The sequence below is a fragment of the Streptomyces melanosporofaciens genome (assembly GCF_900105695.1).
GTDB classification, from domain to species: Bacteria; Actinomycetota; Actinomycetes; order Streptomycetales; family Streptomycetaceae; genus Streptomyces; species Streptomyces antimycoticus.
Genome location: NZ_FNST01000001.1, coordinates 267,619 through 292,971 on the forward strand (window position 1 = coordinate 267,619; position 25,353 = coordinate 292,971).

The 25,353-nt window shown below is 67.1% G+C and carries 22 protein-coding genes and 6 pseudogenes; 17 read left to right on the plus strand and 11 right to left on the minus strand.

Translation table 11 applies throughout. From position 1 onward, the window contains the following. Positions 1-504: 504 nt before the first annotated feature. Positions 505-4,281 carry a chondroitinase-B domain-containing protein gene (locus BLV72_RS01355; protein ID WP_244320544.1) on the plus strand — a complete coding sequence of 1,259 codons (3,777 nt, stop codon included), beginning with the start codon at positions 505-507 and terminating at the stop codon, positions 4,279-4,281. A 527-nt stretch (positions 4,282-4,808) separates the two neighbouring features. Here the strand turns inward: BLV72_RS01355 and BLV72_RS51765 are convergent. Both BLV72_RS51765 and BLV72_RS49270 read right to left on the minus strand, forming a co-directional pair. Beyond that, positions 4,809-5,150 (minus strand): MmyB family transcriptional regulator, encoded by a 342-nt coding sequence (locus tag BLV72_RS51765; RefSeq protein ID WP_425288345.1) that lies wholly within the window; start codon positions 5,148-5,150, stop codon positions 4,809-4,811. 168 nt (positions 5,151-5,318) lie between these two features. Then, positions 5,319-5,690, minus strand: a pseudogene (locus tag BLV72_RS49270) (type 1 glutamine amidotransferase family protein); the annotation flags it as partial. 42 nt (positions 5,691-5,732) lie between these two features. Here BLV72_RS49270 and BLV72_RS46375 point away from each other — a divergent pair. Next, a pseudogene (locus tag BLV72_RS46375) lies at positions 5,733-5,861 on the plus strand (IS5/IS1182 family transposase); the annotation flags it as partial. A 22-nt stretch (positions 5,862-5,883) separates the two neighbouring features. Here BLV72_RS46375 and BLV72_RS01375 read toward each other — a convergent pair. Then, positions 5,884-6,258: a winged helix-turn-helix transcriptional regulator gene (locus BLV72_RS01375; protein ID WP_093459693.1), complete on the minus strand. Its 375-nt coding sequence runs from the start codon at positions 6,256-6,258 to the stop codon at positions 5,884-5,886. A gap of 119 nt (positions 6,259-6,377) precedes the next feature. Here BLV72_RS01375 and BLV72_RS01380 point away from each other — a divergent pair, with 119 nt between their 5' ends. After that, positions 6,378-7,229 carry an SDR family oxidoreductase gene (locus BLV72_RS01380; RefSeq protein ID WP_093459695.1) on the plus strand — a complete coding sequence of 284 codons (852 nt, stop codon included), beginning with the start codon at positions 6,378-6,380 and terminating at the stop codon, positions 7,227-7,229. Between the two features lie 184 nt (positions 7,230-7,413). On the opposite strand, the gene BLV72_RS49275 is transcribed toward BLV72_RS01380, so the two are convergent. After that, entirely contained in the window at positions 7,414-7,776 is a 363-nt protein-coding gene (locus BLV72_RS49275) for an LmrA/YxaF family transcription factor (protein ID WP_107417338.1), read from the minus strand. Between BLV72_RS49275 and BLV72_RS01385 the strand changes: the two are divergent. From BLV72_RS01385 to BLV72_RS01395, 3 genes and pseudogenes are all read left to right on the plus strand, one after another. Further along, positions 7,672-8,257: pseudogene (locus tag BLV72_RS01385) on the plus strand (IS5 family transposase); the annotation flags it as partial. The gene BLV72_RS49275 and the pseudogene BLV72_RS01385 overlap by 105 nt on opposite strands. 47 nt (positions 8,258-8,304) lie before the next feature. Then, positions 8,305-8,802, plus strand: a complete 498-nt coding sequence (locus BLV72_RS01390) for a DinB family protein (protein ID WP_093459696.1) — start codon at positions 8,305-8,307, stop codon at positions 8,800-8,802. 291 nt (positions 8,803-9,093) lie between these two features. Further along, complete coding sequence (locus BLV72_RS01395; RefSeq protein ID WP_093459698.1) at positions 9,094-9,933, plus strand: IS5 family transposase; 840 nt, start codon at positions 9,094-9,096, stop codon at positions 9,931-9,933. 222 nt (positions 9,934-10,155) lie between these two features. Here the strand turns inward: BLV72_RS01395 and BLV72_RS49280 are convergent. Beyond that, a pseudogene (locus BLV72_RS49280) lies at positions 10,156-10,350 on the minus strand (SDR family oxidoreductase); the annotation flags it as partial. A gap of 156 nt (positions 10,351-10,506) precedes the next feature. On the opposite strand from BLV72_RS49280, the gene BLV72_RS01405 reads away from it, so the two are divergent. The 5 genes and pseudogenes from BLV72_RS01405 (at position 10,507) to BLV72_RS49290 (ending at position 14,037) form a co-directional block, all read left to right on the plus strand. Then, positions 10,507-10,932, plus strand: coding sequence for a nuclear transport factor 2 family protein (locus BLV72_RS01405; RefSeq protein ID WP_244320545.1), 426 nt, complete (start codon positions 10,507-10,509; stop codon positions 10,930-10,932). 382 nt (positions 10,933-11,314) lie between these two features. Next, positions 11,315-11,518 (plus strand): hypothetical protein, encoded by a 204-nt coding sequence (locus BLV72_RS49285; protein ID WP_244320546.1) that lies wholly within the window; start codon positions 11,315-11,317, stop codon positions 11,516-11,518. A 462-nt stretch (positions 11,519-11,980) separates the two neighbouring features. Further along, a complete protein-coding gene (locus BLV72_RS47675) occupies positions 11,981-12,556 on the plus strand; it encodes a hypothetical protein (protein ID WP_167746217.1) in 576 nt (191 codons plus the stop codon). Positions 12,557-13,271: 715 nt separating this feature from the next. Further along, positions 13,272-13,427, plus strand: a pseudogene (locus BLV72_RS51770) (HU family DNA-binding protein); the annotation flags it as partial. Positions 13,428-13,617: 190 nt separating this feature from the next. Continuing rightward, on the plus strand, positions 13,618-14,037 hold the full coding sequence (locus tag BLV72_RS49290; RefSeq protein ID WP_244320547.1) for a hypothetical protein: 420 nt from the start codon (positions 13,618-13,620) through the stop codon (positions 14,035-14,037). 106 nt (positions 14,038-14,143) lie between these two features. On the opposite strand, the gene BLV72_RS01420 is transcribed toward BLV72_RS49290, so the two are convergent. Beyond that, positions 14,144-15,070, minus strand: coding sequence for an MBL fold metallo-hydrolase (locus BLV72_RS01420; protein WP_208905455.1), 927 nt, complete (start codon positions 15,068-15,070; stop codon positions 14,144-14,146). Between the two features lie 335 nt (positions 15,071-15,405). Next, entirely contained in the window at positions 15,406-16,209 is an 804-nt protein-coding gene (locus BLV72_RS01425; RefSeq protein ID WP_342030634.1) for a leucine-rich repeat domain-containing protein, read from the minus strand. 158 nt (positions 16,210-16,367) lie between these two features. On the opposite strand from BLV72_RS01425, the gene BLV72_RS01430 reads away from it, so the two are divergent. Next, positions 16,368-17,207, plus strand: a complete 840-nt coding sequence (locus BLV72_RS01430) for a nucleotidyltransferase domain-containing protein (RefSeq protein WP_093459704.1) — start codon at positions 16,368-16,370, stop codon at positions 17,205-17,207. On the opposite strand, the gene bla is transcribed toward BLV72_RS01430, so the two are convergent. Continuing rightward, positions 17,200-18,039 (minus strand): class A beta-lactamase, encoded by an 840-nt coding sequence (bla, locus tag BLV72_RS01435; RefSeq protein ID WP_244320592.1) that lies wholly within the window; start codon positions 18,037-18,039, stop codon positions 17,200-17,202. The two genes, BLV72_RS01430 and bla, sit on opposite strands and share 8 nt — an antisense overlap. A 585-nt stretch (positions 18,040-18,624) precedes the next feature. Next, positions 18,625-19,029: pseudogene (locus BLV72_RS51775) on the minus strand (arabinofuranosidase catalytic domain-containing protein); the annotation flags it as partial. 453 nt (positions 19,030-19,482) lie between these two features. On the opposite strand from BLV72_RS51775, the gene BLV72_RS49300 reads away from it, so the two are divergent. The 3 genes from BLV72_RS49300 (at position 19,483) to BLV72_RS01455 (ending at position 21,067) form a co-directional block, all read left to right on the plus strand. Next, complete coding sequence (locus BLV72_RS49300; protein ID WP_244320548.1) at positions 19,483-19,659, plus strand: serine hydrolase domain-containing protein; 177 nt, start codon at positions 19,483-19,485, stop codon at positions 19,657-19,659. A 109-nt stretch (positions 19,660-19,768) separates the two neighbouring features. Further along, positions 19,769-20,011 (plus strand): hypothetical protein, encoded by a 243-nt coding sequence (locus BLV72_RS01450; RefSeq protein WP_093459705.1) that lies wholly within the window; start codon positions 19,769-19,771, stop codon positions 20,009-20,011. Positions 20,012-20,497: 486 nt separating this feature from the next. Further along, complete coding sequence (locus tag BLV72_RS01455) at positions 20,498-21,067, plus strand: flavodoxin family protein (protein ID WP_093459707.1); 570 nt, start codon at positions 20,498-20,500, stop codon at positions 21,065-21,067. Positions 21,068-21,478: 411 nt separating this feature from the next. Here BLV72_RS01455 and BLV72_RS01460 read toward each other — a convergent pair whose 3' ends face one another. Continuing rightward, complete coding sequence (locus BLV72_RS01460) at positions 21,479-22,507, minus strand: LacI family DNA-binding transcriptional regulator (protein ID WP_093459708.1); 1,029 nt, start codon at positions 22,505-22,507, stop codon at positions 21,479-21,481. A 77-nt stretch (positions 22,508-22,584) separates the two neighbouring features. Next, the gene (locus BLV72_RS49305; protein WP_244320549.1) at positions 22,585-22,761 is read right to left on the minus strand and encodes a hypothetical protein; all 177 of its coding nucleotides are present in this window, start codon (positions 22,759-22,761) and stop codon (positions 22,585-22,587) included. A 381-nt stretch (positions 22,762-23,142) separates the two neighbouring features. Here BLV72_RS49305 and BLV72_RS01470 point away from each other — a divergent pair, with 381 nt between their 5' ends. After that, positions 23,143-24,453, plus strand: coding sequence for an extracellular solute-binding protein (locus tag BLV72_RS01470; protein WP_093460023.1), 1,311 nt, complete (start codon positions 23,143-23,145; stop codon positions 24,451-24,453). Further along, positions 24,450-25,352, plus strand: a complete 903-nt coding sequence (locus BLV72_RS01475) for a carbohydrate ABC transporter permease (protein ID WP_093459710.1) — start codon at positions 24,450-24,452, stop codon at positions 25,350-25,352. Before BLV72_RS01470 ends, BLV72_RS01475 begins: the two co-directional genes overlap by 4 nt. Position 25,353: the final 1 nt, after the last annotated feature.

The following is a 25,353-nucleotide window of genomic DNA, read 5'->3' on the forward strand; positions in this document are numbered from 1 at the left end:
ATAGGCCACGGCCGTCGGCTGGGGCAGACACCGGTCAATGGGTTCCCTGTCCGGGTCATCGCGGAAGCCCACATGGGTGGCCTTGCTGTCGAACGCTGAGGGGTGCCGCAGCCCGTGGATCGCCGCTGCGGTCGAGGGCCTTCCGGGTAGGCGAGCCGGTGGCCGCCGGACTGTCACCACCCTTTGCCGGGCCTGAGGTGCACGATGCCACCAGAGCCACAGCGGCCAGAGCGGTGAGACCTTCACGCACCGGACTCCCCATCCCACTCTCCGCGTTCCGGAAGCCTGCACTCCTGACGTCAGCAGATTCGACCACCGGCGGAACGGGATCCCTCCCGTCCTCCGAGTCAGGGCGTCGTCGGGAGTGGGCCAGGCGGTATGAGCGAAGTGTGCGGGACCCGTCCCGTCACAGGGCTGACACGGTACCTCCGGTTTTTGACCACAACCGTCCGGCCCCGACCAGCCGTCTCGGTGGCCCGGGGCCGTCAAGCGAAGCGAGGCCCTATGAGACGCATGTTTCATGCGCTGTTAGTGGGTGCGGTCGCCGTCGGAGTCTCGGGTGTGTTCCACCCGGTCGCGTCGGCCGCCGACACCCCTCCGCTGGAGGTCAAGAGCGTCACGGCGAGTGCCGATGACGGCAACGTTCCCGCCAACACCCTGGACAACGACCTGAGCACCCGCTGGTCGGCCGAGGGCGACGGGGCGTGGATCCGCTACGACCTGGGCTCGGCGCAGACCGTCGGGTCGGTGTCGGTCGCCTGGCACCAGGGGGACAGCAGGAAGAGCACCTTCGACGTCCAGCTGTCCGCCGACGGATCGTCGTGGACCACGGTCCTGAAGCGGAAAGCCAGCAGCGGTACCACACGTGAGCAGCAGAACCACGACTTCGCCGACGCCTCGGCCCGCTACGTGCGGATCGTCGGCCATGGCAACACGTCCAACGACTGGACCAGCATCACCGAGACCGACATCAACGGGGCCGACGGCGGCGGAGACGACGGCGGTGGCGGCTCCTGTGCGTACCCGGCCGATGTGCTGGATCTGACGGACTGGTACATGGGGCTGCCGGTGGGCGAGGAGGAGTCCCCCACCAACGTCTACCAGCCAGAGCTCGCCACGTACGCGAACGACCCGTGGTTCACCACGGCCGACGACTGCGCGGCCGTCCGGTTCCGGGCCCCGGTCAACGGGGTCACCACCAGCGGCTCCAAGTATCCCCGCTCGGAGCTGCGGGAGATGACGGACTCGGGGGAGACCAAGGCGAGTTGGTCGTCCACGTCCGGCACCCACACGATGGTGATCGACCAGGCCATCACGGACCTTCCCGAGGAGACCCCGAACGTCGTCGCCGGGCAGATCCACGACGCCTCCGACGACGTCAGCGTCTTCCGCCTGGAAGGCAGCAAGCTCTACATCACCGACGGCGACGAGAAGCACAAGCTCGTGACGGACGACTACGTGCTGGGCACGAGGTTCCAGGCGAAGTTCGTGGTCAGTGACGGCAAGATCAAGGCTTACTACAACGGCGAGTTGCAGACCACGCTCTCGAAGAGTTTCTCCGGTGCCTACTTCAAGGCGGGCGCGTACACGCAGGCCAACTGCGACAACTCGGAGCCGTGCAGCGACGGCAACTACGGCCAGGTGAAGATCTACGGGCTGAACGTCACGCACGGCGACGACGGGGGCGACGAGGGCGGCGACGACGGGGGCGACGGGGACTCGACCGAGGCCGCCGAGCGGTACGGCTGGGGAACACCGTTGCCGATTTCCGACGAGTTCGACTACACCGGCGCGGTCGACCCCGACAAATGGGCGGTACCGACGGGCGAGGTTGGCGGTACGCAGGGATGCTGGGAAGGGCATGATGAGAACGGCCGCCGGTGCGCCAAGAACAGCACCGTCGCCGACGGCATCCTCACCATGCGCGGCGAGGCGAACGGCGACACCGGATGGCTCAGGCAGCAGCGTGACGCCCAGTACGGCCGGTGGGAAATCCGCTCCCGTCCACGGAACACCGGCTCGGACGGCGAGCTCTACCATGTGCTGCACCTGATCTGGCCGACCGCAGGAAACCGGCTCGAAAACGGGGAGTACGACTGGGTCGAGAATTCCGACCCCGAATCGGAGTGCCTCACCGCTTTCCTGCACTATCCGAAGAGCCCTTCGGACAAGAAGGAGCACCGCGAAGTCTGCTCCGTGGACATGACGCAGTGGCACAACTTCGCCTTCGAGTGGACGCCGGACGCGCTGGTCGGCTACGTCGACGGTGTCGAGTGGTTCCGGGAGTCGGGCGGCGCGGACGCCGACCGGGGGGACATCCAGACGATGCCGTCGGGGCATCTGAACCTCCAGCTCGACAACTTCACCGGTGACAGCGGTCTGCGCCCGGCCGTGCTTGAGGTCGACTGGGTCCGGACCTACGACATCGAGCCCGCGGGCGAGGATCCCACCGACCCCACCGATCCCGGCGATCCTGGCGATCCCGGCGGGGATTCCCCGGTCCAGGTCGCGAACGTCTCGGCGAGCGCGGATGACGGCAACGTTCCCGCCAACACCCTGGACAACGACCTGAGCACCCGCTGGTCGGCCGAGGGCGACGGGGCGTGGATCCGCTACGACCTGGGCTCGGCGCAGACCGTCGGGTCGGCGTCGGTCGCCTGGCACCAGGGGGACAGCAGGAAGAACACCTTCGACGTCCAGCTGTCCGACGATGGATCGTCGTGGAAGACCGTCCTGGAGCGAAAGACCAGCAGCGGCGGCACACGTGAGCAGCAGAAGTACGACTTCGCCGATGCCTCGGCCCGCTACGTGCGGATCGTCGGTCATGGCAACACGTCCAACGACTGGACCAGCATCACCGAGACCGACATCTACGGAGCCGACGGCAGCGGTGGCGGAGATGACGGCGGGGACGGTGACGACGGGGAGCAGAGCCCTGCCCGCACGGTCCGTGTCGCGGACTCGGACGAGTTGAAGAGCGCGTTCGGGGACGCGCGGGCCGGGGACCGCATCGTGCTCGCGGACGGCACGTACGCGATCGGCAAGATGACCGGCAAGAACGGAACGGCCGCCGAGCCCATCACCGTCGTCGCGGAGAACCGCGGCAAGGCGGTGATCGACGACGGGCAGCTGGAGGTGGCGGACTCCTCCTACGTCACCTTCGAAGGGCTGAAGTTCACGAACAGCGACACACTGAAGATCACCAGCTCGAACAACGTGCGGCTGACCCGCAACCACTTCCGGCTGACCGAGGAGTCCTCGCTGAAGTGGGTGATCATCCAAGGCGCGAACAGCCACCACAACCGGATCGATCACAACCTGTTCGAGGAGAAGCACCAACTCGGGAACTTCATCACCGTGGACGGATCCGCGACCGAGCAGTCACACCACGATCGCATCGACCACAACTACTTCCGTGACATCGGCCCCCGCGCGGACAACGAGATGGAGGCCATCCGGGTCGGTTGGAGCGGAATCTCCCAGTCGAGCGGCTTCACCGTCGTCGAGTCGAACCTCTTCGAGAACTGTGATGGTGACCCGGAGATCGTCTCCGTGAAGAGCAACGACAACATCGTCCGCTACAACACGTTCCGCAGCTCGCAGGGCGTCCTGTCCCAGCGGCACGGGAACCGCGGCGAGTTCTACGGCAACTTCTTCCTCGGCCGGGGCAAGGCGGGAACCGGCGGGATCCGCATCTACGGCCAGGACCACAAGGTCTACAACAACTACTTCGAGGGCCTGACCGGCACCGGCCACGACGCCGCGCTGCAGATCGACGGCGGCGACGTGGACACCTCGGGCGCGCTGAGCGCACACTGGCGTGTCTACCGGGCGACCGTGGTGAACAACACCTTCGTGAACAACGTGTCGAACATCGAGATCGGCGCCAACTACAAGCTCCCCCCGGTCGACTCGGTCATCGCCGACAACGTCGTGACGGGCAGCCGGGGCAAGCTGATCAACGAGGTCAGGAAGCCCGAGGGCATGGCCTACGCCGGGAACATCGCGTGGCCGACCGGATCGGCGACCGTCGGCGTATCCGTGCCCTCCGACTCCGTCAGGGCAGTCGACCCGCTGCTCGCCTCCGACGGATCGCTGTACCGGATCGGTGCGGGCAGCCCGGCGATCGACACCGGCACCGGCGACCACGCCTTCGTGACCGACGACATGGACGGCCAGGCTCGCGTCGGCGGCGTCGACGTCGGCGCCGACGAGCGGTCGTCGTCCACGGCCACGCGGGCCCCGCTCAGCGCGACGGACGTCGGCCCCGGGGCCGTGTAGGACGCGGCCGCGCGAAAGGACCGGTGGCGGGCCAGCCCCGCCACCGGTCGTACGGCCGGCCCCGCCACCGGTCGTACGGCCGGCCCCGCCACCGGTCGTACGGCCGGCCCCGCCACCGGTCGTACGCGCTCACCGGGCCGGGCGAGAGACGGCTGCCAGGCGGGCGCGGGGCCGGTCAGCGCCTGGCGAGGTGGGCTCTGTGCCGGTGTCGGTGTGGACCAGCACGGCGTAGCCACCGCGGTCACCCTCCGCGACCGCTCCCCAAGATCTGTGTCGGCGAGGATCGTCACCCTCGGCCAACCCGAGGACCCGGATTCGGACGTGAGACTGGACGGTTTGGCCACAGCCTGAGACACCGCAAGGAGCCCGGGGGCACACCCCCGCCGTGGGCCACAAGCGGCGAGAACCTACACCAGCGTAGACGCGCCCGCACGGGGACGCCCTATGGCGGCTCCTGGGGCTCGACGCTGATTCTCCCTATGCCGAGCGCTACCCCGAGCGGGTCTCCGAGAGCGTCATCGTCGGCGTCACGATGACCAGGCCCGAGGAGACCGATTGGTCCTACCGCGGCGTCGGGACGCCTGCTGCCCGGCCCCTGGGAAACGTTCCGCGACGCACTGCCGGAGGCAGACCGAGGCGGCAACCTCGTGGCCGCCTACAACGACGCCTGGCAAGCGGGTGACCTCCTCCCAGTCCGCGTACAGCTCGCGCGTCCAGGGCTCGGTGAACAGGAGCCGGACGAACACGCGCTCCTGCTCCGGGTAGTGCCCGAAGTCGGTCCCCAGGGCGGCGGCGAGCTGGTTCCAGGCCAGGATGTCGGTCCGCCGGCCGATGACGAACGCCGGGGTGGCGGTGAGGTCGTCCAGCATGCGCCGCACCCGCTTGTCCACCCGCTGGCGATCGCCGGGTGTGGCCGGCCGTACGTTTCCCTTCGCCGCGAGCCCGAAGAGGCAGGTGCGCTGGTCCTCGGTCAGCCGGAGCACCCGGCGCAGTACCCTACTGGGCCGCCACTGGGGCAAGCGGCTGTGGGACCAGTTCAGCGCCTTGAGTACCTCCTGGGCCAGCGGGACCGCTGAACCCGGGTTCTGGCCGGTGAAGAGGGTGCGGTCCACATCGACGTGCGGGGTGAACGGCTCGGCCTCGCGGTAGTCGGCCTGGAGGCCGTTGACGAGACGGTCCTGCAGCAGCCACTTCGCGCGGTCGGCGAGACCGTTCTGCTTCTCTTCGGCGTTGGGGAGGCCGGTCCGCCGGTAGCCGGCGAACGGCGAGGTCCCGTCGGTGCCCATGGTGGCGAGCAGAGCGGCGGGACAGTGGCACACCAGGGCCACCGGCTTGCCGGAGGCGAGCCACTCGGTGAGCAGCCTGCCGGACTCGGCGTTGTCGGGCAGGTCCTCCATCGGGCCACAGCCAGGCGCTCCAGCCGCTTGTCCTGGGGGCTCCCCGTCCGCAGCCGCCGCGGCCCGCGTCGCCGCCGTCCCGCACGACTTCATGCGGACAAGGGCTACGACTACGACCACCTGCGGCGATGGCTTCGCAGCCGGGGCATCGTCCCGCGCATCGCCCGCCGTGGCGTCGAATCACTGTGACAGCGGCCTCTCATGTCTATCCCGTACGGGCGTCGTAGGCACCGCGTGCTGCATGCACGCGGGCTGCGTTTGTCTTGGACCAGTCTGCGATGGCTGTGGTGAGTGCTTCCGCTTCGTGGCCGAGGCTGGTGAGGGCGTACTCGACCCGTGGAGGGATGGTCGGGTAGACGGTGCGGCTGACCAGGCCGTCGCGTTCGAGGTTGCGGAGCGCCTGCGTGAGGGACTTCTGGGTCACGCCTCCGATATGTCGGCGCAGTTCGGTGAAACGGAGCGGACGGTCGTTCTGGCCGAGCATGCCCAGAATGTAGAGCGACCACTTGTTCGCCAGCACACTCAAGACCGTGCGCGACGGGCAGTCCTGCGAGTACGTGATCTCCGAGTTGGTATCCATCAGGTACCTATATATCCAGACGGTGCCTACTTCACAAACGATACGGCACCTGGGCAGGCTGGAGAGGCTGTGCCGCGTTGCGTGCGGACCACCCCTTTGCTGCTGATGATGGAGGCGCCATGATTTTGGTAACTGGAGCGACGGGCAGGATCGGCGCCAAGGCGGTGCGGGCCCTGCACAGCAAGCGCCTCCCCGTCAGGGCGCTGGTGCGGGATGCGGCGCGTGCGCCGCAGGACGGAAGCTGGAGCGGCATTGAGATCGCTGTGGGCGATTTCGACCAGCCGGACACACTCGACGCGGCGATGGCCGGTGTCGACACTCTTCTTTTGATTACCCCGTCGGTCCCCGCCCAGGAGATCGCGGCCATCGACAGTGCCGTCCGCCGGGCTGTGAAGCATGTCGTCAAGATCACGAATCACAAGGCGACCGACGACTCTCCCGTCGACCGCCGCCGAGATCATGCACGCATCGAGGCTCACCTCAAAGCGAGCGGCCTGACATACACACTGCTTGCCCCGAACCTGCTCATGCAGAACCTGTTCTTCGTGGCTCCGATGATCAAGCAGACACACGGGTTTGTGATGTCTGCGGGCGACGGCCAGTTCGGCATGATCGATTCACGTGACGTGTCCGCAGCCGCGGCGGCCGTCGCAGCTGACCCCGCCGGCCATGAGGGGCGCACCTACTTGCTGACCGGTCCTGAACTCGTCACCTACGCCGACGTTGCCGCCGAGCTGACCCGCGCCCTGGACGAGGAGATCGAGTACCGTCGACTCACGCCCGACCAGCACCGCGAGGCGATGGTCCGAGCTGGGCTTCCCGAGCCGGTCGCTGCCTCCAATGCCCAGGTCTTCGGACTGATCGCTGAAGGAGATGCCGCGTGGCTGTCCAATGGCGTCGCTACCCTCACCGGACACAATCCCCGTAGCCTGCGAACCTTCGTCACGGATCACATAACCGCATTCAAGTAGATCATTGACGTGTGACGTGTTGGGCCAGGCATGGAAAGTTCTGCCGAGCGGATGGTGCCCGAGGTATTGCAGGAACTGAATCGGTGGATAGTGCCGGAGAAGGCACCAAGTGAAACGCCCTCTTACCGTTCTCGTCATGAGACGTTCACGCTCTGGAACGAGAGGCCCGGGCTTCGTATCAGGTTCACGCGATGTCGTCTGACGTGGTGTACGCGCGAAGATGCTCGACCGCGGCATACGGCGCGTCACGCAATGGCGCTACGTCGTGGGCGATCTGCGCGAGCAGGCTGCCTCCCTGGTAGGCGGCGATCAGCATGTGTGCGAGTCGCGCCGAATCCGCCGACGCGTCGAGTCGTCCGTCATATTGCATCCGCTCGAGTCCCGCTCGGAAGATGTCCCGCCATTCAGCCAAGACGCGGGTGAGGTCGTCGCGGACATCCACTGGACCGAGGCAGACGTCTGGCCTCGCCTGCACGCCGCCCTCCTGAGCGAACTGCGTCGTGCGGACCTTCTGGATCTGGACGATTGCGCCGTGGACGGGTCTCATGTCCGAGCCCTCAAGGGGGGATCACGTCGGCCCCTCGCCCGTCGCCCGCGGCCGCCCTGGCTCCAAGCATCATGTGATTGTCGACCGCCTCGGAACCCCGCTCGCCGTGACGCTCACCGGTGGGAACCGCCACGACGTCACCCAGTTACTGCCTCTGCTGGACGCCGTCCCACCGATCCGGGGCCTGCGCGGACGGCCCCGCCGCAGGCCCAGACGCCTGTACGCCGACCGGGGCTACGACTTCGACAAGTACCGCCGCCTGCTGTGGAAGCGCGGCATCAAGCCGCTGATCGCCCGACGCGGCGTCGCACACGGTTCGGGACTGGGCACGGTGCGCTGGGTCGTTGAGCGCGCATTCGCCTGGCTGCACCAGTTCAAGCGACTCCGTACCCGCTACGAGCGGCGCACCGACCTCCACCAGGGCCTCCTTGAACTCGCCTGTGGCGTCATCTGTCTCCGACGGCTCCGAACGGCATCCTGAAACGTTCAGTGAGCCGGATGTCAGTGGGGCCGCATAGGGTCCGGCCCATGGCTGACACTGAACTCACGACGCTGCTCAGCGTCCTGAACAGCAAGCGCAGGCACGTCCTGGACATCCTGGAGGGCCTGGACGAGGAGGCGCTGCGGCGCCCGGTTCTGCCGTCCGGATGGACATGCCTTGGGCTGGTGCACCATCTCGCTCTGGACGACGAGAAGTTCTGGTTCCGCGCGGTTGCTGCGGGGGAGCAAGCGGCGATCAAAGAGATCCTCGGGTCCGGGGAGAACGCGTGGCAGCCCGCCCCGGAGAAAACTGCCGAGGAGATCTTCGCTCTCTACCGGAAGGAAGGGAAGCTCGCCGACACCTTCCTGGCCGGCGCCGACCTGAGCGCGGCCCCGAGCTGGTGGCCGGACTTCTTCGGCAACTGGCACCTCGACAACCTGCGCGAGGTCATCCTGCACGTGATCACCGAGACCGCCACCCACGCCGGCCACTTGGACGTCGTGCGCGAACTCATCGACGGCAGACAGAGGTTGGTCTTCACTTGACCGGAGAGCCGCTCCGCCGACCAAGATCTCCGAGCGCGAGGTCCAGAGTTCAACTCATTCTGAAACGAGCAGTAAAAGAGCGTTTTGTTCCGGCGAGGTTGTTTGGTGGTGCTTCGAGGGGTGAGTGGGTCTGTGACTGCTGAGGCAAGAGTGGTCAATGCGGCTTGTGAGGCAGGAGACTCCATGCCTCTGCCCGTTTGAGTCGAGTCGCTCCTGTCTGATCCCAAAGCGCCCCCGGTTGACGCTGTTTGCGCCCTGTGAGTGCGTCGTGCACGACGGTACTACCGAAACATGACGCGACTACGCCCGTATCCCAGCGACCTGTCCGATGCCCGCTGGGAGTTGATCGGTCCCACGCTCACCGCCTGGCGGGCCCAGCGCAGGGGCAAGGGCCTGGACATTGGCCGTCCACCCGAGCACGACCTTCGCCGCATCATGGACGCCATCCTGTACGTCGATCGCACCGGGATCCCCTGGCGCTACCTGCCGCACGACTTCGCACCGTGGGAGACGGTCTACGGCTACTTCGCCGCTTGGCAGAAGGAAGGCGTCTTCGACCAGCTCAACGGCCTGCTGCGACGCCTGGTTCGTGAAGCCGAAGGCCGCAGCGCAGAGCCGAGCGCCTGCGTGCTCGACGCTCAGAGCGTCAAGACCTCCGCCAACGTGCCGGCAGCCGATCAGGGCATCGACGCAGGCAAGAAAATCGCAGGTCGTAAGCGCCACCTCGGGGTCGACGCCCTCGGACTGCTGCTCGCAGTCTGGGTGAGCGCGGCCAGCGTCTCCGACAACGTCGGCGGCATCCACCTGCTCTCCCAGATCGCCAGCACAAGCCCCCACGTGACCAAGGCATGGGCCGATACCGGATACCGCACGAAAGTCATCGACCACGGCGCCCGCCTCGGCATCGACGTCGAAGTTGTCCAACGCGATCCCGGCGTCAAAGGGTTCAAGGTGATTCCCCGGCGATGGGTGGTCGAGCGGACCTTCGGCTGGCTCATGCACCACCGCCGACTCGCACGCGACTACGAGACCCACTCTCACCGGTCCGAAGCCATAATCCACGTTGCGATGATCGACCTCATAAGCCGACGACTCGCCAGTGAATCCACCCCAAACTGGCGCAAAACCTGAACATCGAACCAAACAACCTCTCCAGGACAAAACGCTCTTTAAGTGGTCTCCTCTCCGGGTGCACCCGGGGGGGTCAGACGAGCCGGCCGCCGCCGTCGATGTGCAGCACGGTGCCAGTGAGGTAGGAGTTGCCGATCGCGAAGAGCACGGTCTGCACCAGGTCTTGGTGGTACCGACCCGGCGGGCGGGATTGCGCTCCGCGGTGGTGCGCAAGAAGGCGTCCTTGTCCACGCCCATCGCGTCCCAGGCGCCCGAGTCGACGATGCCGGGTGACACCGCGTTCACGCGCACCGGAGCGAGCTCGACGGCGAGTGCCTGGACCAGATGAGCCAGTGCGCCGTTGGTGGTGGCCATCACGGCAAGTCCTGGCTCCGGGCGCCACGCAGCGATGCCAGAGAAGAGCGTGAACGCCGACAGCGGCGGTCACGCGAGGTTTCCCAAGGTGAGCTCGTTGATCAGGCTCTGGACTCGGGCGTGGGTGCGGGTGCCGTCGCGAGTCGGCCGTACCGCCTCTGCTCCTTGTCCGGCTACCCTGCCTGCCAACTACAGCAGTGAATGGAATGGAGTGACCCTGTGTCGGACCTGGAGACAACTGCTGTCCGCACCCCTCGGGAGGTGCTGGCCTGCTACTACCGGGCCATGATCGATAAGTCCGCAGACGATCTCGCCGATCTGTACGCCATGGACGCGGTGCATGAGTTCCCGTTCACCTCTTCGGGCTTTCCGCCGCGCTACGAGGGACGCGAGGCAGTGCGCGCTGGATACCGGGCGGCCTGGGGTGCAAGCCCCGTCCATGTGCGGGAGGTCAGGAAGATCGCTGCCTACGAGACCGCCGATCCGGAAGTGATCATTGCCGAGCACGTCGTGGTAGGAACGCTGCCAACCAGACGCACCAACTTCACCGTCCCCGGTCTTTTGATACTCCACATCCACAGCGGACTGATCATGCGGGCCCGCGACTACATGGACAGCTCGGCAGTCGCCGGCGTCAGAGGGTGAAAGCCAGATTGACAGGGGCGGACCAGTGCACCTGAGACCCAAGGTGAATCGGACCAGACTCCTTGAGGTGGGACCAGTTCCTTGGAGACGGGACAGCATGCACAGACTCGCCGACTACGGTGCTCAGCCACAGCGTGCCGTCGGGCAGCCGGTGATCGAGCGCTCAGCTCGACATACCCTCCAGAGGGAGGTGATCTCGGTTGGGGTGGCGCGCCGAAAGGGTTTGTCACGCGGTCGGATGTCGACGATGATCACCTCATGACGACCAGAAAGGGCCATGCCGTCTAGGCGCCCCGCTCCGCTCTCCACCGCTCGCGCGTCGCCGACCGCCGCTCACTGCAGTGCCCGATGGCTGTGAACGTCCACCCAGGAGAGCCCGCCCGTGCAGAAGACCGCCCTCATTCCCTACGCCCACCTGCCCCGAGCGCACCACGACCGCCACGTCCTGGCGAGCACCGTCGACGTCTTCGGCGCCGCACACTGGCTGCTTGCCGAACGTGGTCCGCAGCCTGGCGGCGATGCCCTGCCCTTCGACGCGCTGGTCGTTTCCGTCGATCCGGGCGGCAACGTCGAACTCACCGACTGAGCGCCGTACGGGCCAGCTGGCCGCACCTGGATCGCCTGCCCGATGGCGGGTTCGTCGTCGCCGCGTCTCGCTCCCGCCGGTACAAGGACGCGGACCAGGTCCAGGTCTTCGACGCGCTCGGCCGCGAGACCTCGTCCTTCTCCGTCGGGGACGCCATCGAGCACCTGCTCGTGGACGAGTCCGGTCCTATCTCTCGCCTTCTACGGCGGCTACGGCGAGGAGCGGGACCGACTCGCACACGGAGAGCTCACCGAAACGTCCGTGGAGCCAACGGACATCGCGTTGTCCGCGGCTGTTGATGGCTCATCACCCTTCTTCACAGTCGGACAAGAGGCCCGAGGCGGGGCCGCTCGAGCCTCTTGGAAGACCGTTGGTCACGATAGCGGTGCGGTCACTTTGAAGAGGGCGATGTCCGGTCCCGGCTACTCTTCCGTTGGCACGCGCAGGCCGGGACAGCGGAGGATGGAGATGGTCGGCAGGAAGCCGTACATGGTCGGGCATCAGGAGTTTGCCGCCCTCTACCGGGTCCAGGCTCCGATGGTTTCGCAGTGGCTCAGCCCCAGCCGCGGTGCTCTGGACCCGGGGACGGCGACGGTGGTCAGCGGCGTGCGGTACTGGCCTCTCGGTTTCGCCTGCCGCTACGGCACCCTTACGCCTCGGCAGAAGCTGTTGGACGAGGGCGTTAAGGCGCGCCTCATGGCCGAGCAGGGCGAGGGCTGGTTGGCCGATCTCGGGGACGAACTGCCGCCGATGGTCGGTCAGCACGAGATCATCCAAGCCTTCCACCTGCCCTCGCAGGGCACGCTCGCGACGAAGATCGCCGCTGATGGCTTCCCCCGTGCTGACTGGTTTCTGTCTGGTTCGCGGCTGTGGCTGCTGGAGACGGTGCTCGACGCGGTGCCCGAGCTGCGGGCACGCGCGCGTAGCGTGGTGTGGGAGCCGGACGAGCATGTGGTCAAGGCCCTGCGGGAGGGCACGTATGACGGCCCCGGCTCGCAGGTCCTCACGCGTGGCCGCCATGCCAGGTACCCCCGATGACCTGCACAGTCGCCCAGGTCTTCGCCCTACCGGATCTGGCCCGGCGCCACCTGCTGCACCTCCAGGACTACTCCCATCCCACGGCTCGACCACCAGCGACCTTGTGCGGCTGATGCCCCTGCCGCCGACCGCCTGAGTCGGCATCCGGAGAGCACGTGATGAACGGCGGTCTCTGGTGGATCAGCGAGGCCCCCTGCGTCGGCGATGAGCGGTTCGCACCGGCAGAACCCCCAGAGGAGACGATTCGCATCTCACAGAGCCTGCTCGTGATCTGCCAGAGCTGCCCGTGCGCGGTGTATCCGGCTGGTGCAGCCACGCCACAGCCCATTCGACGGCGGGTGCGGCGGACGCCTGTGGCTCGATAGGGAGATTCGAGCCACCTGCATCCGGGGCCAAGCCCAGCGAACTGTGCGAGGGGCCCGCGCCCATCACCCACGGCACCGAGGCCGGCGCACGCGCCCACAACCGGCGCGGCGAAAGCGCCTGCGAGCAGTGTCGCGAGGCCGGGCGCCTCGCCCAAGCACGTCGGCGGGCACGGAAGAGACAAGCCGCGCCCAAAGTAGGCGACATTCCTGAGAAGTAACTCGACCACTTGCAAATTCACGGGTAACCCCGGCTCGCGGCGAAGGCACCGACCCGCTCGCTCGTACCGCCTCGGCCCATCTGGCCACACCGCCACGCCCAACCGACGATCCGACCTGAAGGAACTCACCCGATGAACAAAGCTCACCTCATCAACGCCGTCGCAGAGAAGACCGGCGGCCACCACGCGGCCACCGTCGCCGTGGAAGCCGTGCTCGACGCCATCGTGCGCGCCGTCGCCTCTGGCGAGACCATCTCCGTCACCGGCTTCGGGACCCTCGCACCAAAGAGGCTGCCCGACCACGCCCCGGCCTTAACTTCGCAACCGGTGAGCCGATGCAGGCGGGCCCCATGCGCGGTGCGCTTCCGGCCCGGCACCCGCTTCAACGACCTCGTCTCCAGCCGCGCCCCGCTGCCCGCCTCTGGCAACTGCATCCAGAAGGCGCCTCGCCCTCCAGCGCGACAAGGCCCGCCAGCGCATGCTCACCGCCCTCGCCGACGACCGCCGCCACACACTGGACTGGCGCTCGGCACGCCGGCGGGCCCGCGCCCGTGTCGCGAAGGTCACGACGCCTCCCTGCCCGCTGCACCAGTACCAGGCCAAGCGGGCCGTGCTCGACGCACCGGCGAGGGAGGGCCGCGACCTCCTCCGTGAGAACGCCCTGATGCGCACCGACCTTGCCCGCTTCCAGACCCTCGTCGAGCGGGCCGGATGGCTGGGCGACGCCGAGCCACGACGGCTGTGGCGGTGGCGCGAGAGCTGGTGGGAGCTGGCCTACCGCAAGCGCAATCCGAAAGACGGCTACAGCGACAGCGGTTGGTACCTGTGGGGTCCCACCGGCTCCCCACTTCGGCGTCTGGATCGCCCGCCAGAAAGCCGACGCGTTGCTTGCAGCTGACCAGCTCATCACGCGCTGCCTTTCGGCCACTTCGCAGGAGCGGCGGTGAAGAGACACAGCTCGAACTCCTCGACCACCGCGATCTCCACGGCCCGACCGTAGACGCTCAGGCTTCGGGCGTGCCGGCCCCTCCGGTCCCCGCCGTTCCTTCGGCATCCTCGATGAGTCCGCGCAACATCAGGTCCATCACCGCCATGAACCGCTGCGTGCGCTCCCTGCCGAGGACGAATGGATTAGGCCCGCATGGCTGGCGCCGGAGCAGCTCGGCGCGCTCCAAGCCGCGGTCATAGGGGTGGCTGGCCAGCTCGACGTCCACCTTCGCCTCGCGCATGCGAGAGGCGAAGGAGCGAATGGAGGTCCGGTAGGTCCGCAGCTCTTCCACCCCGGTGGGCGGGTTCAAACCACCCCACAGCATGGCGGTGTGGCGGCGTCCGCCCGTCCACACCGGCAGGATTGTTGAGACGGTGCCCGGGGTGTGGCCCGGGGTGTAGTACAGCCGGAGCGTCGTGCCGCCGAGCGTGAGCGTTTGGCCGTCGGCGATCTCCAAGTCCCGGGCGGGGGCATAAGGCGACGGGTCGCGAGTGACCAGATCCCAGTCGGAGGGGGCCATCATCACGCGTGCGCCGTAGCGGTCGGCGATGTGCTGCGCACCGCCGAAGTGATCCTCGTGCCCATGCGTGACGACGACGTACCTGAGTGCTCCCGGGTCGGCACCCAGCGAGCGCAATCCGGCCACGATTACGTCCTCAGCCTCGGCGGGCGAGCCGAGGGCGTCGAGCAATATGATCCCGTCATCGGTCAGCACCGCCGTCGCCGAGACCCAGCCGGCGCTCAAGAAGGCCACGTTGTCGAAAAGCATGATCGGGGCCGGCGCGGCCGGATGCGGTACCTCGTGGCCAGGGGCCAGGGCAGCAACGAGGGAGCGCAGCACCGGGTCCTTCCCGGCCAGCACGCGGGCTCGTGCGTACCAGGCGTGTCCGTCCGTGCCGGCGGCGGCCGGTGAAGCCGAGACGACCGGGCCGGCGGCGCCCACGACAACGAGGGCGGCGGCGAGTTGGGAGAGGCGTCGTCGGGAGAGGCGAACGGTCGCACCGTGCCGATCGGGCGAAGAGGTCATCGTACTGCTCCTGGGATCGTGTCTGGATGGGGCTTGCGCGCACGTTGGTACGGGGGTTTGACACCAAGCGCGGGGCGTCACGCCGTGCAGAGCTATGACGCGCAGTGGCATGTTCCTTGACGGTCAGCGGCATTGCACAGATGGTTCATGACTCAGTACTGGCAACGCTTGACAGTGTGCAGTGGAGGGCTGGTGGGAAACGGTCGAGTGGCGATGGCAGCCCTGTACCGGACTGCTCACCACTTCCCCTCTCACAGGAGGACTATGCATCCTCGATTTTCCAGCCCTGCTAGTACACGACGAGGGATCGTGCAGGTATTCCACCGTAGGTCCAATTTCTCCAAAGCGGGCATTTGTACGACCCAGTCGGGAACTTCGTTGATGCGGTTGCTGCGCAGGTCGAGTTGACGAAGCCGGGGAAGGCTGGACAAGGATTCGGGAACTTGAGTGAATGTGTTTTCCCGCAGATCCAGATGCCGCAGTTCACGCAGCTCATTCACCGTGGAGGGCAGGACACTGAGTGCGTTCCCTCGCAGCCAGAGCTCACGCAGCTTCTTGAGATGGCCAATACAGTGAGGAAGCTCCTTCAGCCGGTTGCACTGGGCTCGCAGCTCGATGAGTTCCGTCATCCGGCCGACGGTCTCAGGCAAGGTAGTGAGAAGGTTCTCCGCGACATTGAGGTAACGCAGCCGTGTCAAGTTTCCCAACGTCTCCGGGAGACGGGACAAGCAGTTGCCGTGCAGGTAGAGAAAGTCTCTGAGTTCCACCAGGTCACCCAGCGCATCGGGGAGCGATGTGAGCGCGTTGTGGCCCAGGTCCAGCGTGGTCAGGCAAGCTAGCTGTCCGATCTTCGGCGAGAGGGCCGTGAGGCCGTTATCTGCCAGGATCAGAATGCGAAGCTCGGTGTGCTGCCAGACCGACTCTGGCACGTCCCCGAGCTGCCGACGCCAGAGACTAAGTTTGGTCTGCACGGCCTTCCCTTTCTCTAGGCGGCCCGGCTCGCATTCTTGCGCGACGCCGAACGCGTGGCCCGGCCCAGCGCCCTTGGACAACACCAGCCGCCTCCTGCATGTCGGGCCGGACTCCTCGGCGTTGGCCAACCACTTGCCGGCGCGTCGGCCCGCGGAGAGCCCCTGGACACCGCACCTACCGGATCGGGCGGCTGCGCCTCGTGATACGTTGGAAAACTTTCCCTCGCGCTGGAAGGAGCACAATGGACCTACCCCCTCTCCACCGCCAATTCCTCGACGACGTGCTGCCCCGCATTCAGCGGGAGGCCGGCGTAGTCGGCGTCGCTGCCTCGGGGTCGCTCGCGAGCGGCAACCCCGACACCTACTCCGACATCGACCTGATCATCGTCATCGACGAGACGTCGTTCGAGCCCGTGATGACGCGCCGACTCGAACTGATCGGCTCCTGGACGGACCTGGTGGCTGGCTTCACCGGCGAACACGTCGGAGAGCCCCGCCTGATCATCACGCTCGTCGGCCCACCCCTACTACACGTCGACTTCAAGTTCGTGCGGCTGACGGACTTCGCCGAACGCAGCGAGGACCCGCACATCCTGTGGGAGCGAGACGAGGAGCTGTCGCACGCGCTGGCCCAGCAACCAGCGAAGGCATCACGGCTGGACCTCCAGTGGATCGAGGACCGCTTCTGGACCTGGGTGCACTACGGCGCCACCAAGCTCGGCCGCGGCGAACTCCTGGAGGTCGCAGGCTTCCTGGCTTACCTACGCGAGGCCGTACTGGGACCGCTGGCCGCCGTACGCGCGGGGGCGCCGCCACGCGGCGTGCGGCGGTTGGAGTCGGTGGCTCCCGACGAGGCCCGTGCACTGCGGGCGACCCTGAGCGGTGAGAACCAAATCGAGGCCGGTTGGGCCCTGCTGGCCTGCGTCGATCTGTACGGCCGGTGGCGCGACGAGAGCGGAATGCTGGTCGAGCGCCGTCGAAACGCTGAACAACACGCCGTGCGGTACCTCCGCGATGTCCTCGCTGCGACCGGTCGGCCCGCGCGAGATGGGCGGCGCGGGCCGATCGACGCCGTCAGCTGAGGGCATCTGCCACCATGCGGGTCGCCTCGGCGACCAGGAGGTCATCCGAAGGACCTGCGGGATCGTGTGTCGTCGACAGCAGGGAAAGCAGCAGTGGCTGTCGCTTGGGGGGCCACACGACGCCTACGTCGTTGGCGACTCCATAGTCATCACCGCCGCCTGTCTTGTCGGCCAGGACCCAGTCGGTGGGCAGCGCTTTGCGGAAGCGTTCGCCGTTGGTGGTGTTGGCGACCAGCCAGTCCGTCAGCAGTCGGCGGTCCTCAAGACACAGGGCGTCGCCGAGGAGGAGGCGACCAAAGGTGCCGCCGAGCGCGGCAGGACTGGTGGTGTCTGTCTTGCGCCAGGGCTCGGCGGAGTTGAGCTCCGGCTCCCACCGGTCCAGCCGGGTCGTACCGTCACCGAGCGAGCGGCAGAAGCGGGTGATGCCCGTGGGGCCGTTCAGCAGACGCAGCAGAAGGTTGCCGGCGGTGTTGTCGCTCTCGCTGACGGCCGCCGCGCACAATTCGGAAACGGTCATGCCCTCAGCCAGGTTCTCCGCCCTGCTGGTCACCGGGGAGTAGCCGGATCGACGCACCAGGGCTGCGTCGTAGCGAATGCGCCGAGCGAGTACGTCACCACCGTGGTCAAGGTCACGCAGCACCGCCGCTGCGGCGAGCGCCTTGAAGACCGAGCAGATCGGGAAACGCTCCCCGGCCCGATAAGTCACGGTCCTGCCTGTGGCCGTGTCGAGGGCGAAGACCCCAAGGCGGGCGCCGTGCTCCGTTTCGAGCGCCCTCAGTCGCTGGGCCAGCCCGTGATCCGGCGTCGCGGCATGGACCTCCGGGGCTGCCATCCCAAGCACACTCAGGGCAGTCAGCCCGGCACCCGCGCTAGCGGTCAGCACGGCACGGCGGGAGAAACGCACGTCGATAAGTGGCACGGTAATCCTCGTTCCGATCGATAGAGACGGAGAAACAGAACTGCATCTACGTTGGCCGCGGTTACTCCCCTTCAGGTTATGCGACTCGGCACGCCGAGAATAACTCTTTTCGTTGCACCGACGAGCGTCATCACATGATGAGGCAGGGACAGGCCCGCGCTCCTGCATTCGCCAGCATAGCAGCGAGTGACGGCCGGTTAAACCGCTCCCGCAGGCTTCCATCATTGCCGATATTACCCACTCGGCTTTGATTTTCCATACCCAGAAACTTGACAAGGAGTTGCCGACTAAACGCTCAGCCGAATGGCGATTACCCTTTCCCTGATTGCGAATAAAATATAAGTACCGAATTCGGAGGGTCGCTCCCCCGAAAAAGAAGGCAGAGGTCGAAGTCTCCACACCCCGCGCTCTCCGGCCCCGGCCGGAGAGCGCCGTCATGCTCCTGTCCGCTGCACTGTTGCCGTAGTCGAAGCAGCAGCCGCTGTTGACGTGGGTGCCGCTGGTCACCATGTACGCCCCTTCGGGTGCGGCTCCGGTCGACACGCCCGTAAGGTGACCGTCCCGGCAGTAGCTGTTCCCGGGGTTGATGTACAGCGAGTACGCCTTGGTGCCCCCGGCGGTCAGCGACTCGGATGTCGCCTTCGCGGGCCTGCTCTGACTCGAGCCCGGGACCTGGGCGGATCCCTGATACCACAGGTCGTTTCCGTGTCCGGACTGGTCGTAGACCGCCGTGATCACGCACGAGGTACCCGCGCAGAACGAGTCCTGCGCCGCCGCGTTGGCGACGCCATCGGGCGCCAGCACGCCGATGTCCCTGGTCGCGTTGTCCGAGGAGCGCCTGACCTGGTAGAGGCTGCCGCTGTACGAACCGTAGAGCGCCCGCACCGTGCTGTGCGCGGCCACGCACGGCGTACCGCCCTCGGAGTAGATGTCGCATGGTCCGGACCCGCCGGACCCGGGCGGAGGTATCGGTGTGCTCCACTTGCGGTTGCTTTGGCCATCGCAGGCCCACAGGATGACCGCGGTGCCGTTGCTGGTGCCCCCCGTTGACGTCCGGACACCCCCCCGACGCCGAGCTCACCAGGGGGGCTGTCACCATCGTCGCCGATGCCGGCCATGTCGGCGTGGTCGCCAGCAACATCGTCAGCAGTGCCATCACGCATACGGCGGCCGTCGGTAAGCGTGGTCCATGTAGCAACATAGAGGGAAGGCATGACGCCCGATTCGGCACCATCCGCGCCAAATTCGAACAGAACGTGGCCTCCGGCGAGGAACTGGGCGCGTCCCTGGCCCTCGACATAGACGGCGACGTCGTCATCGACCTGTTGGGGCGGCTTCCGCGACCCGGGTCACACCGTGGCGTGGGACGAACACACCATCACCAATGTGTGGTCGACGACGAAGGCCGTCACCAGCCTGGCAGCGCTCATGCTCGTCGATCGTGGGGAACTCGACATCCACGCGCCGGTGGCCGAGTGCTGGACCCGCCGCGCGATGACCTCCCACGTACTCCGCGAGCCGTTCGAGGTCTGATCGAGACCGGGGCTCGTGCGGGACGGTGCCGAGTGCGTTGTTCATGACGTTCCTCGGGTGAGACGGAGCTGAGGAGCTGAAGCTCGACGGGTTACGAGAAAGTCCCGGTGTGCCGAGCCGCGGAGGATGTCCGGGCACGCGGGCAGCCGGATGCGGCTGCCCGCAACGGGCCGCGAGCGAATCCGGTTGCCGCGCCCTCTTCTCGGTCGGGTATCCCGCCACCGAGCCGATCCGCCGCGCGAACCGCGGCCTGCCCGAGCACATCTGGCACTCCGCGCTGGAACAGCGCGGCGACCTCCGCGCCGGTGTGCCGGTCGCCGAGCCGACCGGCGTGATCGACCTTACGAACTGATCCGGTCGGCGCACGGATCATCGTCCGCCGGGAACGCCCGTATCCCGGCGCCCAGCTGTCCTTGTCCGACCTGGACGACGGCGTGCGCCAGCAAGTCTTCCTCACCGACACCCCCTATGGTGAAGGCGCGTTGCGGCACCTGGAGGTCGGAGTCACCGCATGGAGCCTCCACCGATCCCGGAGCGGTCCAGTGGCGGAGGGAGCCCGTGGCCCGGTCGCGGGGCAGGGGTGAACCAGACCACGGGAGTGCCCGGAGCGAGGATGAAGTTCGGCTGGCCGATCCGCGGAGGATCCGCACCTCCCAGATCAACCGCTGCGCGTCGTGCCTTCCCATGCACACCCGAGACGCCCCAACAAAGGCGAACCCCCGACCGAATGCCGATTCTCTTGCGGCCGCTGTGGCGAGGTCCGATGGTGAAGCGATGGCGGAAGGGCTGACACCCGCGCCGCATCCGACCGCACGGCGTACGGGGAGATCCGGCGGATGTGTCCATCGCGTACCACTCCGGCTACGGCCACACCGCCGTGATCGCCGAGGCCGTCCGTGCCGGTGCCGCCGAGGCCGGCGCCGAGGTGCGCCTGATCAAGGTGGACGAGATCACCGACGAGCAGTGGGAGACGCTGGACCGCTCCGACGCGATCGTCTTCGGTTCGCCTACGTACATGGGCACCGCGTCCGGGGCCTTTCATGTGTTCGCCGAGGAGTCTTCCAAGCGCTGGTTCCAGCCGGCCTGGAAGGACAAGCTGGCGGCCGGGTTCACCAACTCCGCCTCGAAGAGTGGCGACAAGCTGCACACCCTGCAGTTCTTCCAGATCCTCGCCGGCCAGCACGGCATGCACTGGGTCAACCTCGGCCTGCACCCCGGCTGGAACAGCAGCACGGGTTCCGAGAACGACCTCAACCGCCTCGGCTTCTTCGCGGGCGCGGCCGCCCGGACCAACAGCGACGAGGGCCCGGAAGCCGTGCACAAGGCCGATGTGGCCACGGCCGGACACCTGGGGCGCCGGGTGACCGAGAGGGCGAAGGTGTTCGTGCGGGGGCGCGTCGCCGCGTAGAGGGGCTGCGGGTCACGGTCGGCTCCGGGCGTCAATCTCCTCAAGAGGCATCGCCCCGTGGCCACGACATCCCCCTCGTCGGCAGTTCCGACCGCCCCGTCTCGGCCGGATCCCCGCTGAGGGCCGTCCAGTTCATGGTTGAGCGCGCCTCCAGTGGATGAGGGGGAGGTCCCGCGAAGGCGATCATCACTGCGGCCACTGCGATGGCCGTCGGATATCCGGTGGCCCCCGCGAGTGTCGGCCCCGCGGCCTGGACGACGGCGGCCACCGCGGACCCCCAGGCCGAGAGCAAGGTGAAGTCACTGCCTGCGCTCTCCGGTCGGCGGAAATCCATGACCCGCTCACGGCGACCCGCCCGACAGATGTCTCAGACCGGTTCGCCAATCCTGCCCGAAGAGCTCTCACCTGCGATTATCTACGCGCCGAAGTCTCTTCGCGGGGCGGCGCCGTTGAGGCGCGTACCACGAGTTCGGTGGCGAGTTCGATGTGATGGGACTCGACCTTTTCGCCGTTGGCCAGTCGGAGGGCGGTGCGCAGGGCGGCACCGCCCATCTCCCGTAGTGGCTGGCGCACCGTGGTCAGTGGCGGTGAGGCCATCTGGGCGAGGCTCGTGTCGTCGAAGCCGACCACGCTCAGGTCTTCGGGGATGCGCAACCCTCGGGCGCGGGCGGTCTCGATGACGCCGAGGGCGATCTCGTCGTTGCCTGCGAAGATCGCCGTCGGTGACTCTCGCAGGTCCAGGAGCGCCGTGGCGCCGAGCAACCCGGTCTCGTACGTGAATTCTCCGGAGTGGACGTAGGCGTCGGGTACCTGCGCTCCCTCCGCCTCCATGGCGGCACGGTAGCCGTGCATGCGTGCCTGGTTGCATACGGCCATGGTCGGTCCGCCGAGATAGGCGACGCGGCGGTGGCCCAGGGAGAGCAGGTGCTGGGTCGCGGCCAGGCCGCCGGCGAAGTTGGTCGCCCCGACGCTGTTGACCCGGCTGTCCGGCAGGTGCAGTGGGTCCAGCACGACCAGCGGCAGCCCGGCCCGGGCCAGTTCGTTCAGGTGCGCTGTGGTGTACACGCTGGTGACCGCGATGACGGCGCGGCGCCCGGCTGAGACCAGGTCCCGCGCCCAGTGTGGGGCGCGGGACGCCTTACCGATCACCACCGAGGCCCCCAATCCGGCGGCGGAGTCGATGATGCCTTCCAGGGTCTCGGCCACGTACGACTTGAGGCCGCCCTTGAACTGCACCTCGATGGTCGGGCTTTCGACGGCGTCGGTGTGGCGGAACACGGGCGCGAGGTACTGGTGCTGATGCAGCAGTTCCTGCACCCGGGCGCGGGTCTGCGGCGCCACGTCACCGCGACCGTTGACCACTTTGGACACGGTTGCGACGGAGACCCCAGCCGCTTGGGCGATGTCCGCCAAAGTGGTGCGCCTGGTGTTCGGTCGCATCGGTTCCTCCCAGATGTACGTCCACCGGTGTGGAGAGCCGCCGGTCGGGTCGGCACCGCGGGTGGAACCGGTCAACTCTACGGCAGCCCGGCACCGAGCCCGTCCGGGGAGGTGCCGACGAGCCCCTCGACCTCGGCACGTCCGACGATCTGCGTGAGCTCGCGTCCGGTGAACGGGGTCTGATCGGCATGCACGCCGACCCGTACGCGTGCGCTTGCGCCCGGCTCCAGCCGTACCTGGGCAAAGCGGGCCAACTGCCGGACTGTCCGGGCCGACCCCCCGGACGGCGGGGGATCTGCACCCGCGGTTTGCCGGTGGGCCGAAACCGGCCGACCGGGGCGGCATGGCCTGCACCGACAGGGTGTCAGCCGTAGCCCTCGTATCACCCCCCCCGGCCCTCAACCAGCCTCTATCGAAAATGTTTCGGTCACTGTCGAGGTTTCTCAAGGGCCGCTCCCGCCCCGGTACTACGCAGCTGGCTGCTGCCCGACAACGTGCCTGCAGGTGCCTTGACAGGGCATCAGTCCGAAACCTAATTTGCACGAAACGGAGCTCGAAGAAGGCTATTTCGAAAAGTTTTCACTATGGCTCGCAAGAAGCCGGTGGCTCTCGAGTGCGGAGACAAAGACATGGCGATCCCTCTCTCCCGACGTACCCTCCTCGGCCTGGCCGCCGGCGTGCCGGTCTCCGCTGCGCTGGCGGCCTGCGGCTCGTCCGGCCCCAGCAAGAGCGGCGGTGGGGCCACGTACTGGTACCTGAACGGCCAGCCGCAGGAAGGCGTCAGAGCCGGCGCGGTGGACGCGTTCAACAAGGCCCACCCCAAGGAGCAGATCAAAGACACCACCTTCCAGAACGACGCGTACAAGACGAAGATCAAGACCGCCATCGGTGCCGGGCAGGCGCCCACCCTCATCTGGGGCTGGGGAGGCGGGACGCTGCGCACCTACGTGAAAGCGGGCCAGGTCGAGGACCTCACCTCGTGGTTCGACGAGCACTCCGAGGTCAAGAAGCGGCTGTTCCCGTCCTCGTTCGCCGCGGCAACCGTCGACGGCAAGATCTACGCGATGCCGTGCGAGACCGTGCAGCCGATCATCCTCTACTACAACAGAAAGGTCTTCGACCAGGTCGGCGTGAAACCACCGAAGTCCTGGGATGACATCATGGCGCTGGTGCCCAAGTTCAACGCCAAGGGAATAGCGCCGTTCTCCCTCGGTGGCCAGTCCCGGTGGACGAACATGATGTGGCTGGAGTTCCTGTTCGACCGCATCGGCGGCCCGGAGGTGTTCCAGGCCATCATCGAGGGCGAGAAGAACGCCTGGTCCAACCCGCACGCCATCACCGCGCTGAACAAGGTGCAGGAGCTGGTCAAAGCCCACGGGTTCATCAAGGGCTTCTCCTCGATCACCGCGGACTCCAACGCCGACCAGGCGCTGCTGTACACCGGCAAGGCCGCGATGATGCTGCACGGCGCCTGGTCGTACGGCATCCAGCAGGCCGACGGTGGGGACTTCGTCTCCAGCGGCGCGCTGGGCTACATGACCTTCCCGCCCGTTGAAGGTGGCAAGGGCGATCTGAGCAACACCGTCGGCAACCCCGCCCAGTACCTGTCCATCTCCTCGAAGGCCAGCGCCGAGCAGAAGAAGATCGCCAAGGACTTCCTCGCCACAGGCGTCCTCCAGGACGACGAGGCGAAGAAGTGGATCGACAACGGGTCCGTTCCGATCCGGCTGGGCACGGAGAACCTGCTGGCCGACTCCAAGAGCGCCGATTTCCTGCAGTTCACCTACGACATCGCCAGCAAGGCCAAGGCGTTCGGCCAGTCCTGGGACCAAGCGCTCAGTCCGACGGCCGCCGAGACCCTGCTGGACAACATCGTCAAGTTGTTCCAACTGTCCATCTCACCGGAGCGGTTCGCCCGCGACCTCAACGCGGTCACCGGCAAATGAGCTCACTCACCGGCCACCCGCCGCGTCGCCAACCGCGCAGCATCCTGCCGTGGCTGGCAACGCCGGCGCTAGTGATCTTCGTCGGCTTCGCCGTGATTCCGCTTGTCGGTGTCCTCGCGCTGAGTTTCACCACCTGGGACGGGATCGGTGCCATCCACCCCTCGGGGCTGACCAGTTGGCGTGCGGTGCTCACCAACCCCGGGCTGCCGCACGCCCTCTGGGTGACGTTCCTGGTGATGGCCGTGTCCTGGGCCGTTCAGACCCCGCTGAGCATTCTGCTCGGCACGTTCCTGGCCGGCCGCCAGCGCTACCGTGCGGTGCTGGGCGTGGTGTACTTCATCCCGACGATGCTCAGCTCCGCGGCGATCGCCATCGCGTACAAGGCCCTGCTGGACCCCAACTTCGGGCTCGGTGCCGGGCTGAAGATCCAGGTGCTCAGCCAGGACTGGCTGGGACGACCCGGACTCGCGTTCGGGGTCGTCATCTTCGTCGTCTCCTGGCAGTTCATCCCGTTCCACTCACTGATCTACCAGGGTGGTGTCCAGCAGATTCCGAACTCCCTTTACGAGGCCGCGCAGTTGGACGGAGCCGGGCGGATCCGGCAGTTCTTCAGCATCACGCTGCCTCAGCTGAAATACACCATCATCACCTCGTCCACGCTGATGGTGGTCGGGTCGCTGACCTTCTTCGACCTCATCTTCGTCCTGACCGAGGGCGGCCCCGGAGACGCCACCCGGGTCCTCGCACTGGACATGTACAAGCGGGGGTTCCAGGCCAGCCTGATGGGACCGGCCAGCGCCATCGCGGTCATCCTGGTCCTGGTGGGTCTGGCCCTCGCCCTGCTGCTGCGCCGGCTCGGGGGCCGGGACGCCGGTGCGAGCCAACTCGAGGGGGCCTGAC

Excerpts from the sequence above, each read along its gene's own strand:
- BLV72_RS01475 (WP_093459710.1), top strand. The coding sequence starts at position 24,450 with ATGAGCTCACTCACCGGCCACCCGCCGCGTCGCCAACCGCGCAGCATC.
- BLV72_RS01460 (WP_093459708.1), bottom strand. The coding sequence starts at position 22,507 with ATGCGACCGAACACCAGGCGCACCACTTTGGCGGACATCGCCCAAGCG.
- bla (WP_244320592.1), bottom strand. The coding sequence starts at position 18,039 with ATGGCAGCCCCGGAGGTCCATGCCGCGACGCCGGATCACGGGCTGGCC.
- BLV72_RS01375 (WP_093459693.1), bottom strand. The coding sequence starts at position 6,258 with ATGGATACCAACTCGGAGATCACGTACTCGCAGGACTGCCCGTCGCGC.
- BLV72_RS01390 (WP_093459696.1), top strand. The coding sequence starts at position 8,305 with ATGGCTGACACTGAACTCACGACGCTGCTCAGCGTCCTGAACAGCAAG.
- BLV72_RS01395 (WP_093459698.1), top strand. The coding sequence starts at position 9,094 with ATGACGCGACTACGCCCGTATCCCAGCGACCTGTCCGATGCCCGCTGG.
- BLV72_RS49275 (WP_107417338.1), bottom strand. The coding sequence starts at position 7,776 with ATGAGACCCGTCCACGGCGCAATCGTCCAGATCCAGAAGGTCCGCACG.
- BLV72_RS01380 (WP_093459695.1), top strand. The coding sequence starts at position 6,378 with ATGATTTTGGTAACTGGAGCGACGGGCAGGATCGGCGCCAAGGCGGTG.
- BLV72_RS47675 (WP_167746217.1), top strand. The coding sequence starts at position 11,981 with ATGGAGATGGTCGGCAGGAAGCCGTACATGGTCGGGCATCAGGAGTTT.
- BLV72_RS01355 (WP_244320544.1), top strand. The coding sequence starts at position 505 with ATGAGACGCATGTTTCATGCGCTGTTAGTGGGTGCGGTCGCCGTCGGA.
- BLV72_RS49290 (WP_244320547.1), top strand. The coding sequence starts at position 13,618 with ATGCTCACCGCCCTCGCCGACGACCGCCGCCACACACTGGACTGGCGC.
- BLV72_RS51765 (WP_425288345.1), bottom strand. The coding sequence starts at position 5,150 with ATGCTGGACGACCTCACCGCCACCCCGGCGTTCGTCATCGGCCGGCGG.
- BLV72_RS01430 (WP_093459704.1), top strand. The coding sequence starts at position 16,368 with ATGGACCTACCCCCTCTCCACCGCCAATTCCTCGACGACGTGCTGCCC.